Source organism: Cellulosimicrobium sp. JZ28 (assembly GCF_015327065.1).
Lineage (GTDB): Bacteria > Actinomycetota > Actinomycetes > Actinomycetales > Cellulomonadaceae > Cellulosimicrobium > Cellulosimicrobium funkei.
Genome location: NZ_CP017660.1, coordinates 2625075 through 2638049, shown reverse-complemented (window position 1 = coordinate 2638049; position 12975 = coordinate 2625075). Strand labels below are relative to the sequence as shown.

The following is a 12975-nucleotide window of genomic DNA, read 5'->3' as shown; positions in this document are numbered from 1 at the left end:
CTCCAGCGCGGAAGTGCCGCGACAGAGCCCGTCCGAGAGAAGGCAATCCAGCCCGCGTCAGATGACGTCGTCGTACCACTGACGCGTGGTGACACCTGCGCGCCGGCCGTCACGGCCGGGCGTCGACCACCCGCGGTCCGCCCTCTGAGAGACGGACGCAAACGAGGGGGAAGGGTCCTTCGTGACAGACACCATCGACACCGCCACGAGCAGCGCGACCGCTGCCGGCGGTACCGCCCGGAACGGCGCGCTCTCCACCCTGCGCCTCCCGGAGCTGCAGGCGCTCGCCTCGCAGCTCGGGGTCAAGGGCACGTCCAAGATGCGCAAGGGCGATCTCGTGGACGTCATCCGCGCCCGCACGGGCGAGCAGGGCGCCTCCGAGCGCCCCGCCGCGTCGCGGCGCGACACGAACGCGGCGCCCGCCGCGTCGCGTGAGACGACCGAGGCGCCCGTCGCCTCGGGGCGCGGCCGCAGCCGTCGCGCCGAGCGGCCCGCGGCGAGCCCCGCGGCCGGCACCGACTCCCCGGCGACGCGTCAGGACGCGCCGTCGGCCGCGAGCCGCGAGGAGCGCACCGCCGCTCCCGTGCTCGACCTCCCGGTGCGCGCCGACGAGCAGCGCACGGAGCAGCGCGGCGAGCGCCGCGACGGCCGCCGCGACGCGCGCTCGGAGGCCGCGGCCGCGGTCGCCGAGGCCCTCGGCGAGGGCGTGCGCACGCGCGACATCGCGAACGAGTCGCCCGACGAGCGTGCTGCGCGCGCCGCGGCCGCCGTCGGCCTGGTCACGGGCGAGCGCGGCTCGCGTCGTGCGGGCCGCGGTGCCGGTGCCCCGCGCACGGGCGAGGGCGACGGCGACGCGCCGCGCGCCGACCGCCAGCGCGACGGGCAGGGCGGCGAGCGCCAGCGCGAGCAGCAACCGGAGAAGCAGTCCGGCCAGCAGGGCCGGGGCGAGCGTCAGGGCGACCGCCGTGACGACCGCCAGCTCCTGGACGACGAGCGCGGCGGGCGCCGCCGTCGGGGCCGCGACCGTGGTCGCGACCGCGACCGCAAGCGTGGCCGCAACCGCCAGGGACCGGACCTCTCGGGCCTCGACGACATCGAGGTCAACGAGGACGACGTCCTGCTCCCCGTCGCGGGCATCCTCGACATCCTCGACAACTACGCGTTCGTCCGCACCAGCGGCTACCTGCCGGGCAACAACGACGTCTACGTGTCGCTCGGCCAGGTGAAGAAGGCCGGGCTGCGCCGCGGCGACGCCGTGACGGGCGCCGTGCGCCAGCCGCGCGAGGGCGAGAACCAGGGCAACACCGCGCGCCAGAAGTTCAACGCGCTCGTCCGCCTGGACACGGTCAACGGCATGTCGCCCGAGGAGGCGCGCGAGCGTCCGGAGTTCAACCGGCTCACGCCGCTGTACCCGCAGGAGCGTCTGCGCCTCGAGAACTCCGAGGCCACGCGTCTCACGCCGCGCGTCATCGACATCGTCGCGCCGATCGGCAAGGGCCAGCGCGGTCTCATCGTCGCGCCGCCCAAGGCCGGCAAGACGATCATCATGCAGCAGATCGCCAACGCGATCGCCGCGAACAACCCCGAGGTCCACCTCATGGTGGTGCTCGTGGACGAGCGGCCCGAAGAGGTGACCGACATGGAGCGCACGGTCCGCGGCGAGGTCATCGCCTCGACGTTCGACCGCCCCGCGTCGGACCACACGATCGTCGCCGAGCTCGCGATCGAGCGCGCGAAGCGCCTGGTCGAGCTCGGTCAGGACGTCGTGGTGCTCCTCGACTCGCTCACCCGCCTGTCGCGCGCGTACAACCTCGCGGCACCGGCCTCGGGCCGCATCCTGTCCGGTGGTGTGGACGCGTCCGCGCTCTACCCGCCGAAGCGGTTCTTCGGCGCGGCGCGCAACATCGAGAACGGCGGCTCCCTGACGATCCTCGCCTCGGCGCTCGTGGAGACGGGCTCGAAGATGGACGAGGTCATCTTCGAGGAGTTCAAGGGCACGGGGAACATGGAGCTCCGCCTGTCCCGCAACCTCGCGGACAAGCGCATCTTCCCGGCCGTGGACGTCAACGCGTCCGGCACGCGCCGCGAGGAGATCCTCATGTCGCAGGACGAGCTGAAGATCATCTACAAGCTCCGCCGCGTCATGGGCGCCCTCGACCAGCAGCAGGCGATCGAGCTGCTGCTCGGCCAGCTCAAGAAGACGCAGACGAACGTCGAGTTCCTGCTGCACGTCCAGAAGACGACGCCCGGCGGGCTGGCCGACGACGACAACGTCGGCCGCACGATCTGACGCGTCGCCCGGTCACCGACGGCGGGTGGCCCCGGGAAGTTCTCGGGGCCCCGCGCGGTCTGGCACAATGGTTCGTCGGCCTGCGCTCGTCAGGCCGCCTGTCGCCGGTTCACAGGTGCGGTAGCCGCACCTGACCCGGAGACGTCACCCCAAGGAGAAAACCGTGAAGTCTGGTATCCACCCCGAGTACGTCGTCACCGAGGTGACGTGCACCTGCGGGAACACGTTCGTGACGCGCAGCACCGAGGCGTCGGGCAAGATCAGCTCCGACGTGTGCAGCGCCTGCCACCCGTTCTACACGGGCAAGCAGAAGATCCTCGACACCGGTGGCCGCGTGGCCCGCTTCCAGGCGCGCTACGGCAAGAAGGACGCCGACAAGTAGCAGCACCGCAGCGCCGGTGGTCCGCGCCCGACAACCTCTCCAGGGGCAGTCGGTGCGCTCGGACCACCGGCGCTGTCGCGTTGTCGGGGGCCGGCCGGAGCGCCGGACCCCGGGACGCGCCCGCGTGCGACCGCACGCCCGGCGCCCGCGCGCCGCGCCGCGACCGCCGTCCCGCACCGCCGTACCGCCCGAGGAGCCGTCCGTGACCGAGTCGTTCGCCGCCGTCGTGCCGTTGCTGGCCGAGCACGCCGAGATCGAGGCGCAGCTCGCCGACCCGGCCGTCCACGCCGACGCGGGCCGCGCCCGCACGCTCGGGCGGCGCTACGCCGAGCTGAACCAGGTCGTGGGCGCGTACCGCGCGTGGCGCGAGGCGAGCGACGACGCCGAGGCCGCGGCCGAGCTCGCCGCGCTGGGCGGCGACGACGGCGACGCGTTCGCCGACGAGCTCCCGGGCCTGCGCGCCACCGAGGAGGAGGCGCGCGAGCGCCTGCGCCGCGTGCTCGTCCCGCGCGACCCCGACGACGGCCGCGACGTCATCCTCGAGATCAAGGCGGGGGAGGGCGGCGAGGAGTCGGCCCTGTTCGCGGGCGACCTGCTGCGCATGTACCTGCGGTACGCCGAGCGCCGCGGCTGGAAGACGGAGGTCCTCGAGTCGACCGACTCCGACCTCGGCGGCTACAAGGACGTCCAGGTCGCGGTGAAGGCGCGCAGCACGCCGTCCGACCCGGCCGAGGGCGTCTGGGCCAACCTCAAGTACGAGGGCGGCGTGCACCGCGTCCAGCGCGTGCCCGTGACGGAGTCGCAGGGCCGCATCCACACGTCTGCTGCCGGGGTGCTCGTGTTCCCCGAGGTCGAGGACGCGGGCGAGGTCGAGATCGACCCGAACGACCTGCGCATCGACGTCTACCGCTCGTCGGGCCCGGGCGGGCAGTCGGTCAACACGACCGACTCCGCGGTGCGGATCACGCACCTGCCGACGGGGATCGTCGTGTCGATGCAGAACGAGAAGTCGCAGCTCCAGAACCGGGAGCAGGCGATGCGCGTGCTGCGCGCGCGCCTGCTCGCCGCGCAGCAGGAGGCGGCCGCCGCGGAGGCGGCGGACCTGCGGCGCTCCCAGGTGCGGACGGTCGACCGCTCCGAGCGCATCCGCACGTACAACTTCCCGGAGAACCGCATCGCGGACCACCGCACCGGGTACAAGGCGTACAACCTCGACCAGGTGCTCGACGGCGACCTCGACCCCGTCGTGCGCTCGGCCGTGGAGGCGGACGAGGCGGCCCGGCTCGCCGCCGCGGGCGAGGCCTGAGATGGGCGACGCGCGCACCGAGCAGTCCGTGCCCGCCGCGCTCACCGTGGACGACCTGCGGCGCGCCGTACGGGCTGCCGAGGGGATCCTCGCGGAGGCCGGCGTCCCGTCCGCGCGCCACGACGCGGAGGCCCTCGCTGCCTGGAGCCTCGGCCTGCCGCGCCTCGAGTGGTACCGGCTCCCCGCGGGCGACGCCCCGCTCGCCCCCGCGCTCCCGGCGGGCGCGACCGACCGCTTCCTCGCCGACTACGCGGACGCGGTGGAGCGCCGACGGGGGCGTGAGCCGCTCCAGCGCATCGTCGGGCACACCGTGTTCCGGCACGTCACCGTCGAGGTGCTCGACGACGTCTTCGTGCCCCGCCCGGAGACGGAGACGGTCGCGCAGGTCGCGATCGACGAGGCGGCACGGCTCCTCGGCGACCCGGGGCGCGCGGACCGGCCGCCGCTCGTGGTGGACCTGTGCTGCGGGTCGGGCGTCATCGGGATCAGCGTCGACATCGAGGTGCCGGGTTCGCGCGTCGTCGCGGTCGACCTCTCGCCCGACGCCGTCCGCGCGACGACGGCGAACGCCGCGCGCGTGGGGTCGGGCACCCAGCGCACGCTCGTCGGCGACGTGGGCGACCCGGCCCTGCTCGCCGAGCTCGACGGGACGGTCGACGTCGTCGTCTCGAACCCGCCGTACATCCCGCCGGACGCGGTGCCGGTCGACCCCGAGGTCCGCGACCACGACCCCGACCTGGCGCTCTACGGGCGCGGCGCCGACGGGCTGGAGGTGCCGCGCGCCGTCGTGCGCGCCGCAGCGCGCCTGCTGCGGCCCGGCGGCCTGTTCGTCATGGAGCACGCGGAGGTGCAGGCCGCCGACGTGCGCTCGGCCGCCCGCGCCGCGGACGCGTTCGTCGAGGTGCGCACCCTGACGGACCTCACGGGCCGCGACCGCATGGTCGTGGCACGACGAGCCGGTGCCGCCGGTGACCCGGGGTCGCCGCACGGGCGTGGAAGGATGGACCCGTGAGCTCCGTCCACCCCGTGACCGACCCGAACACCTGGGGCGCCGGCATCGACGAGGCGGTCAACGCGATCTCCCGCGGTGGCCTCGTCGTGCTGCCCACCGACACCGTCTACGGCATCGGCGCCGACGCGTTCGACGCCGAGGCGGTGTCCGCGCTGCTCGCCGCGAAGGGCCGCGGGCGGCACATGCCGCCCCCGGTCCTCGTCCCCGACGCGCGCACGCTCGACGGCCTCGCCACCGACGTGCCCGACGACGCGCGCCGCCTCGTCGAGGCGTTCTGGCCCGGAGGGTTCACGATCATCCTGCGGGCCCAGCCGTCGCTCGCGTGGGACCTCGGCGAGACGCACGGCACGGTCGCGCTGCGCATGCCCGACCACCCGGCCGCGCTCGCGCTCCTGCGCCGCACCGGGCCCCTCGCCGTGTCGTCCGCGAACGCGACGGGTCGCCCCGCCGCGCTGCACGTCGACGACGCGCGCGAGCAGCTCGGCAGCGCCGTCGGCGTCTACCTCGACGGCGGGACGGCGCCCGGGGGAGTGGCGTCCACGATCGTCGACGCGACGTCCGGCGCGCTGCGCGTCGTGCGGCAGGGGGCCGTGACGCTCGAGCAGCTGCGCGAGGTCGCGCCCGTCCTCGGCCCCGACGACGAGCCGGCCGCGGACGCCGCCCCGGAGCCGCCGGAGACGGTGCCCGCCGAGGCTGCCGTCTCCGACGCGCCCGCCGAGACCCGAGGCTCCGGCGACGCCGGGGAGCCGGAGGCGAACGGCGGGTGAGGGTCTACCTGCTCGTGATGCTCGTCGCCGCCGCGGTGACGTTCCTCGCGACACCCTTCGCGCGCTGGGTCGCGCTGCGCACGGGCGCCATCACGGCGGTGCGCGACCGCGACGTCCACACGATCCCGACCCCCCGGCTCGGCGGTCTCGCGATGCTGCTGGGGCTGGTGGTGGCGGTCGTCTTCGCGTCGCAGATGCCCTTCCTCGAGAGCGTCTTCGTCGGCGAGGTCGCGGGGCAGATGGTCGCCGACGCCCGGATCTGGGGGATCGTCGGCGCCGCGGCGATCGTCTGCCTGCTCGGCATCGCCGACGACATCTGGGACCTCGACTGGATGACCAAGCTCGCGGGCCAGGTGCTCGCGGCCGGGCTCATGGCGAGCCAGGGCGTCGTGCTGTTCACGCTGCCCATCCCCATCGGGGAGCAGCAGCTCATCTGGTCCTCGCGCCTCCAGCTCGTCGCCACGATCCTCGTGGTCGTGGTGGCCATGAACGCCGTGAACTTCGTGGACGGCCTCGACGGCCTCGCGGCCGGCCTCGTCGCGATCGGGGGCGCCGCGTTCTTCCTCTACTCGTACGTGCTCACGCAGAAGGCGAGCGCCGACGACTACTCGAGCCTCGCGACCCTCGTCATCGCGGCCCTCGTCGGCATCTGCGTCGGGTTCCTGCCGCACAACTTCCATCCCGCCCGGATCTTCATGGGGGACTCGGGCTCGATGGTCCTCGGCCTCGTGTTCTCCGCCGCGGCGATCGTCGTGACGGGCCGGGTCGACACGACCACGCTCTCCGGGGCGCAGCAGATCCCGGCGTTCATCCCGCTCCTCCTGCCGCTCGCGGTGATCCTCCTGCCGCTGCTCGACATGGCCATGGCGGTCGTGCGCCGCGTCGCGCGCGGCAAGTCCCCGTTCCACCCGGACCGCATGCACCTGCACCACCGGATGCTCGCGATCGGGCACTCGCACCGGCGCGCCGTGCTCATCCTCTACGTGTGGACGGCCGTGTTCGCGTTCGCCGCCGTCGCGCTGGTCCAGTGGCACTGGCACGGCGTCGCCGCAGGGCTCACGGCGGCCGTCGTCGCCGCGGCGCTCCTCACGCTCGGACCGCTGCGCACGCGCGGGCGGTTCCTCGACGACGACGCCGCCGCGGTGGTCGACGTCCCGCCGGTCCTCGCGCCCCCCACCTCCTCCGCGCCCGGGCCCAGCGACCCGGCCGCGTCGTCCGCCGTCCCCACCCCGCCGAAGGAAGCCCTGAGATGACGACGAGCCAGCCCGAGCCCGCCCGCCCGGACGACCGACCGGACGCCAGGCCGGAGGGCGCGGCGACCGAGGGCGCCGTCGAGCAGACGATCGGCGCGCACGGCCGCGCCGTGCGTGCGGTGTTCCGCACCGCCCTGCGCGACGTGCTGGTGCTGCTCGGCGCGCTGACCGTGCTCGGCGTCGCCGTCGGTGCGCTCGTCGCGGGGCTGCCAGGCGTCTGGGGCGCGCTCCTGGGCGTGGGCGTCGCCCTGATCTTCTCCGCGACCACGGTCTGGACGATGCTGCGCACCGTCGACTCCAGCCCGACGACGACGGCCGCGATCGTCATGGCGAGCTGGCTCGGCAAGATGGTGGTGCTCATCGCCGTCCTCGTCGTGCTGCGCGGCATGGACTTCTACGACCGGTGGGTGTTCGCCGGGGTGCTGCTCGTCGGCGTGATCGGTTCCGCCGCGCTCGACTACCGGGCCGTGAGCAGGGGACGGATCCCGTACGTCGACCCCGCGGCGCGCTGACGTACGACCGGCGCGCCGCCGACGTACCACGGGGCCGCCGCGCGGGGGAGGGACCCTCGTCCCGCAGCATGAGCAAAATGTCACAAGCGGCCGGGAACGGCGAGAGCACGCGGATCCATACGTTAGGCTACTGGCGAATCCATGACGGCCAGGTCCGACGGCGTGCCCACCCACGGGTGACGGCTGCCCGGACCACACGACCATTGGGAGTCCACCCTGTCCACGCTTGCGACCCCCGTGCTCCTCGCTGCATCCGAGAGCGAAGGTGGCTTCCACGCGCCGTCCATCGCCGACTTCTTCCCGCCGGCGATCCTCTTCGAGGGCACCATCTTCCAGATCGACCGGATCTGGATCGTCCGGATCGTGGCCACGATCGTCCTCCTCGCGATCTTCGTCGTCGCCGCGCGTCGGGCGCGCCTGGTCCCCGGGCGCTTCCAGAACGCGATCGAGATGATGCTGGACTTCGTCCGGGTCCAGATCGTCGAGGAGATCATGGGCAAGGAGCACGCCAAGCGCTTCGTGCCGATGATCACGACGATCTTCTTCGCGGTCCTCGCCTTCAACCTCACGGGCATCATCCCCGGCCTCAACATGGCCGGTACCGCCCGCATGGGCCTGCCCTTCCTGCTCGCGCTGTGGGTGCTCGTCACCTACTGGGCCGTGGGCATCAAGGCGCACGGCCTCGGCGGCTACCTCAAGAACAGCCTCTTCCCCCGGGGATCCCGGCGCCGATCTACCTGATCGTCACCCCGATCGAGCTGCTCCAGATCCTCATCATCCGGCCGGCCTCGCTCGCGATCCGTCTCGTCGCCAACATGGTCGCCGGCCACATCATGCTGGTCCTGTGCTTCGCCGCGACGCAGTACTTCGTCTTCGAGGCGGTCCCCGCGATGAAGGCCTTCGGCGTCCTGACGCTCGCCGGCGGGCTGATCTTCACGCTCTTCGAGCTCCTCGTCGCGGCCCTGCAGGCCTACATCTTCGCGCTCCTCGCGTCGGTGTACCTGAACATCGCGCTCGAAGAGGAGCACTGACCCGAGGCCGCACCGCGCGCCCCGACCGACCCTCTCCCACCACGCACCACTCAATGTGACGCCCGGCCGACCGGTCGGGCGCCCAACGGAAGGAACGAGCACACGTGGACGTCACCACCCTCGCCGAGGTCTCCGGCAGCATCAACACGATCGGCTACGGCATCGCCGCGATCGGCCCGGGCATCGGCCTCGGCATCCTCATCGGCAAGACCGTCGAGGGCATGGCCCGCCAGCCTGAGGTCGCCGGCCAGCTCCGCGCCACCATGTTCCTCGGTGTCGCGTTCGTCGAGCTGCTCGCGCTGCTCGGGCTCGTCGCCGGCTTCCTCTTCCAGTGATGACGGCGCTGGCTGACGCCGCGCTGACCCTCGCGGCGGAGACCGGCGAGGAGCCGGCAGGCATCGACCTGTTCCTCCCCGCCGGCTACGACATCCTGTGGTCGGCCGTCGTCCTCGTCATCATCGCGGTCGTCTTCTACAAGGCGGTCCTGCCGAAGTTCCAGGCGGTCCTGGACGAGCGCACCGCGAAGATCGAGGGCGGTCTGGCCAAGGCGGAGTCCGCCCAGGCCGAGGCCGCGGCGGCGCTGGCGGAGTACCACCAGCAGCTCCAGGAGGCACGCACCGAGGCGGCGAAGATCCGTGAGGAGGCGCGCGCCGAGGGCTCGGCGATCGTCTCCGACCTGCGGGCCAAGGCGTCCGACGACGCCGCGCGCATCGTCGAGACGGCGCACCGCCAGATCGAGGCCGAGCGCCAGCAGGCCGCGGTCTCGCTGCGCAACGACGTCGGTCTGCTCGCCACGGAGCTCGCCTCCAAGATCGTGGGCGAGTCGCTCGCCGACTCGGCACGCCAGAGCCGCGTCGTCGACCGCTTCCTCGACGAGCTCGAGGCCGCGGGTCCCGCGGCGGCGAGCGCGGCGGGCACCGGTCCCGGCACCGAGGAGCGCTGATGCGCGGAACGAGCGGCGAGTCCCTGACGCAGGCGCGGGACCGGTTCGAGCCGGTCCTGCGCTCGGCGGGCGAGAGCGCGCTCGCGCTCGGCGAGCAGCTCTTCGCGGTCACGGCGGCGCTCGACGAGTCGGCGCCGCTGCGGCGCTCGCTCGCGGACCCGTCCCGCTCCGGTGCGGACAAGGCGGCGCTGGTCACGGCCGTCCTCGCGTCGGGCTTCGACGAGCGCGTCGTCGACCTCATGGCCGGCCTCGTCCGGTCGCGGTGGTCGCGCGAGAGCGACCTCGCGGACGCGACCGAGCGCCTCGGCCTGGAGGCGGTCCTCGCGTCCGCCCAGTCCCGTGGTGCGCTCGAGCAGGTCGAGGACGAGCTCTTCCGGACGTCGCGCGCGCTCGTCGGGCAGCGCGAGGCGCGGCAGATCCTCTCCGACGACACGATCGACCCCGAGCGTCGCGCCGCCTTCGTGCACGCGCTGCTCGGCGGGAAGGCCGACCGTGCGACCGAGGTGCTCGCGGTCCACGCGACGCGCGCGCTGCGCGGGCGCCGGTTCGTCCCGACGCTGGGCTGGATCGGTGAGGTCGCGGCCGAGCGTCGGCAGCGGCTCGTCGCCTCCGTGACGTCGGCGACGGTGCTCACGCAGGCACAGCTCGACCGCCTCTCGGCGCTGCTCGAGCGGGCCTACGGGCGTGCCGTGCAGCTCAACGTCACGGTCGACCCCGCCGTCCTCGGCGGGATGCGCGTCCAGGTCGGTGCCGACGTCGTGGACTCCACGGTGCTGGCCCGGCTGGCCGACGCGCGCCGACGTCTCGTGAGCTGACCGGCCCACCCTTCCGACCGACGACCGTCCTGCCGGCCACCGGCCGCACAACCGACAAACGTTCGACCGCACCCGAACCACGAGGTGCGGCCACGACAGGAGAAGAGCAATGGCTGAGCTGACGATCCGGCCGGAGGAGATCCGGGCCGCTCTGGACAGCTTCGTGAAGTCCTACGAGCCCGAGGGCGCCGTGTCCGAGGAGGTGGGCCGGGTCACCCTGGCCGCCGACGGCATCGCCCAGGTCGAGGGTCTCCCGGGCGCGATGGCCAACGAGCTGCTGCGCTTCGAGGACGGGACCCTCGGTCTCGCCCTCAACCTCGACGTCCGCGAGATCGGTGTCGTCGTGCTCGGCGAGTTCACCGGCATCGAGGAGGGGCAGGAGGTCCGTCGCACGGGCGAGGTCCTCTCCGTCCCGGTCGGTGACGGCTACCTCGGTCGCGTCGTCGACCCGCTGGGCAACCCGATCGACGGCCTCGGCGAGGTCGCGACGGAGGGCCGCCGCGCCCTCGAGCTCCAGGCGCCCGGCGTCATGGCGCGCAAGTCGGTCCACGAGCCCCTCCAGACGGGCCTCAAGGCGATCGACTCGATGATCCCGATCGGCCGCGGTCAGCGTCAGCTGATCATCGGTGACCGCCAGACGGGCAAGACGGCGATCGCGATCGACACGATCATCAACCAGAAGGCGAACTGGGAGTCGGGCGACCCGACCAAGCAGGTCCGCTGCATCTACGTCGCCATCGGCCAGAAGGGCTCGACGATCGCGTCGGTCCGCGGCGCCCTCGAGGAGGCCGGCGCGCTCGAGTACACGACGATCGTCGCGGCTCCGGCGTCCGACCCGGCGGGCTTCAAGTACCTCGCCCCCTACACCGGCTCGGCCATCGGCCAGCACTGGATGTACGGCGGCAAGCACGTCCTCATCGTGTTCGACGACCTGTCGAAGCAGGCCGAGGCGTACCGCGCGGTGTCGCTGCTGCTGCGCCGCCCGCCGGGCCGCGAGGCGTACCCCGGTGACGTCTTCTACCTGCACTCCCGCCTCCTCGAGCGTTGCGCGAAGCTCTCGGACGAGCTGGGCGCGGGCTCGATGACGGGTCTGCCGGTCATCGAGACGAAGGCGAACGACGTCTCGGCGTACATCCCGACGAACGTCATCTCCATCACGGACGGGCAGATCTTCCTCCAGTCCGACCTCTTCAACGCGGACCAGCGTCCGGCCGTCGACGTCGGCATCTCGGTGTCGCGCGTCGGTGGTGACGCCCAGGTCAAGGCGATGAAGAAGGTCTCGGGCACGCTGAAGCTCGAGCTCGCGCAGTACCGCTCGCTCGAGGCGTTCGCGATGTTCGCGTCCGACCTCGACGCGGCGTCGCGGGGCCAGCTCCAGCGTGGTGCGGTCCTCATGGAGCTGCTCAAGCAGGGCCAGTACTCGCCGTTCCCGGTCGAGGAGCAGGTCGCGTCGATCTGGGCCGGCACCAAGGGCAAGCTCGACGACGTCCCCGTCGAGGACGTGCGCCGCTTCGAGTCCGAGATGCTCGACCACCTGCGCCGCAACACGGACGTCTTCTCGACGATCGTCGAGACGGGCAAGCTCGAGGACGCGACCGAGGCGCAGCTCTCGGAGGCGGTCGACGCCTTCCGTGCCGGCTTCCTCAAGGGTGACGGCACGCCGCTCGTCGGCGGCGACACCGAGGACGAGACCGAGACGGAGATCGAGCAGGAGCAGATCGTCCGGCAGAAGAGGGCCTGAGCATGGCCGGATCCCAGCGCGTCTACAAGCAGCGGATCAAGTCGACGCAGTCGCTCAAGAAGATGTTCCGCGCGCAGGAGCTCATCGCCGCGTCGCGCATCGGCAAGGCCCGCGACCGCACCGCGGCCGCGGCGCCGTACGCCCGGGCGATCACCCGGGCGGTGTCGGCCGTCGCGACGCACACGACGACGCAGCACCCGCTGACGAGCGAGCGCACGGACACCAACCGTGTCGCGGTGCTCGTCGTCGCGTCCGACCGCGGCATGGCCGGCGCCTACTCGGCGTCGATCATCCGCGAGACGGAGCGCCTCGTGGAGCGGCTCGCCGCCGAGGGCAAGGAGGTCGCGCTCTACGCGGCCGGCCGTCGGGCGATCCAGTACTACACGTTCCGCGGGCGCGAGCTCGCGGGCACGTGGTCGTACGGGTCGGACGCCCCCAACGCGGAGGTCGCGGGCGAGATCGCCGAGACCCTGCTCGGTGCGTTCCTCGCGCCGGCCGCCGAGGGCGGCGTGAGCGAGCTGCACATCGTCTACACGCAGTTCGTCAACATGGTCACGCAGCGCCCCCGCGTCGTGCGGATGCTCCCGCTCGAGGTCGTCGAGGGCGTCGCCCCCGCCGGCAAGCACGACGTGCTCCCGCTGTACGACTTCGAGCCCTCGCCGGAGGCGGTGCTCGACGCGCTGCTCCCGCGCTACGTCCGCAGCCGGATCTTCAGCTGCCTCCTCGAGGCGGCGGCGTCCGAGCTCGCGGCGCGGCAGCGGGCGATGCACACCGCGACGGACAACGCGGAGGACCTCATCCGCAACTACACGCGGCTCGCGAACCAGGCGCGCCAGGCGGACATCACCCAGGAGATCAGCGAGATCGTCTCGGGTGCCGACGCCCTGGCGGCGTCATGACGGGCCGCGAGGCCCGCGCGGCCA

12 protein-coding genes and 1 pseudogene are annotated in these 12975 nt (G+C 73.1%); all 13 read left to right on the top strand.

Going from position 1 to position 12975, the window contains the following annotated elements; translation table 11 throughout:
* The first annotated feature begins 181 nt into the window (after window positions 1-181).
* Window positions 182-2290 (top strand): transcription termination factor Rho, encoded by a 2109-nt coding sequence (gene rho, locus BJP59_RS11955; protein ID WP_194521025.1) that lies wholly within the window; start codon window positions 182-184, stop codon window positions 2288-2290.
* 163 nt (window positions 2291-2453) lie between these two features.
* Complete coding sequence (gene rpmE / locus BJP59_RS11950; RefSeq protein ID WP_021483241.1) at window positions 2454-2672, top strand: 50S ribosomal protein L31; 219 nt, start codon at window positions 2454-2456, stop codon at window positions 2670-2672.
* 202 nt (window positions 2673-2874) lie between these two features.
* Window positions 2875-3978, top strand: a complete 1104-nt coding sequence (prfA, locus tag BJP59_RS11945; protein ID WP_043655669.1) for a peptide chain release factor 1 — start codon at window positions 2875-2877, stop codon at window positions 3976-3978.
* A 1-nt stretch (window position 3979) separates the two neighbouring features.
* Complete coding sequence (gene prmC, locus BJP59_RS11940; RefSeq protein ID WP_194521024.1) at window positions 3980-4990, top strand: peptide chain release factor N(5)-glutamine methyltransferase; 1011 nt, start codon at window positions 3980-3982, stop codon at window positions 4988-4990.
* Entirely contained in the window at window positions 4987-5757 is a 771-nt protein-coding gene (locus BJP59_RS11935) for an L-threonylcarbamoyladenylate synthase (protein ID WP_085387554.1), read from the top strand. Before prmC ends, BJP59_RS11935 begins: the two co-directional genes overlap by 4 nt.
* A complete protein-coding gene (locus BJP59_RS11930) occupies window positions 5754-7010 on the top strand; it encodes a glycosyltransferase family 4 protein (protein ID WP_194521023.1) in 1257 nt (418 codons plus the stop codon). Before BJP59_RS11935 ends, BJP59_RS11930 begins: the two co-directional genes overlap by 4 nt.
* The gene (locus tag BJP59_RS11925) at window positions 7007-7522 is read left to right on the top strand and encodes a hypothetical protein (protein WP_228074545.1); all 516 of its coding nucleotides are present in this window, start codon (window positions 7007-7009) and stop codon (window positions 7520-7522) included. Before BJP59_RS11930 ends, BJP59_RS11925 begins: the two co-directional genes overlap by 4 nt.
* A gap of 237 nt (window positions 7523-7759) precedes the next feature.
* Window positions 7760-8553 (top strand): annotated as a pseudogene (atpB, locus tag BJP59_RS20405) (F0F1 ATP synthase subunit A).
* A 104-nt stretch (window positions 8554-8657) separates the two neighbouring features.
* On the top strand, window positions 8658-8888 hold the full coding sequence (locus tag BJP59_RS11915) for an ATP synthase F0 subunit C (RefSeq protein ID WP_021482769.1): 231 nt from the start codon (window positions 8658-8660) through the stop codon (window positions 8886-8888).
* On the top strand, window positions 8888-9496 hold the full coding sequence (locus BJP59_RS11910; RefSeq protein ID WP_034653505.1) for a F0F1 ATP synthase subunit B: 609 nt from the start codon (window positions 8888-8890) through the stop codon (window positions 9494-9496). The genes BJP59_RS11915 and BJP59_RS11910 overlap by 1 nt, the downstream gene beginning before the upstream one ends.
* Window positions 9496-10311 (top strand): F0F1 ATP synthase subunit delta, encoded by an 816-nt coding sequence (locus tag BJP59_RS11905; protein WP_043655661.1) that lies wholly within the window; start codon window positions 9496-9498, stop codon window positions 10309-10311. The genes BJP59_RS11910 and BJP59_RS11905 overlap by 1 nt, the downstream gene beginning before the upstream one ends.
* 109 nt (window positions 10312-10420) lie before the next feature.
* Complete coding sequence (gene atpA, locus BJP59_RS11900; protein ID WP_034653508.1) at window positions 10421-12052, top strand: F0F1 ATP synthase subunit alpha; 1632 nt, start codon at window positions 10421-10423, stop codon at window positions 12050-12052.
* A gap of 2 nt (window positions 12053-12054) precedes the next feature.
* Window positions 12055-12951 carry a F0F1 ATP synthase subunit gamma gene (locus tag BJP59_RS11895; RefSeq protein WP_021480884.1) on the top strand — a complete coding sequence of 299 codons (897 nt, stop codon included), beginning with the start codon at window positions 12055-12057 and terminating at the stop codon, window positions 12949-12951.
* The last annotated feature ends 24 nt before the right edge of the window (window positions 12952-12975 follow it).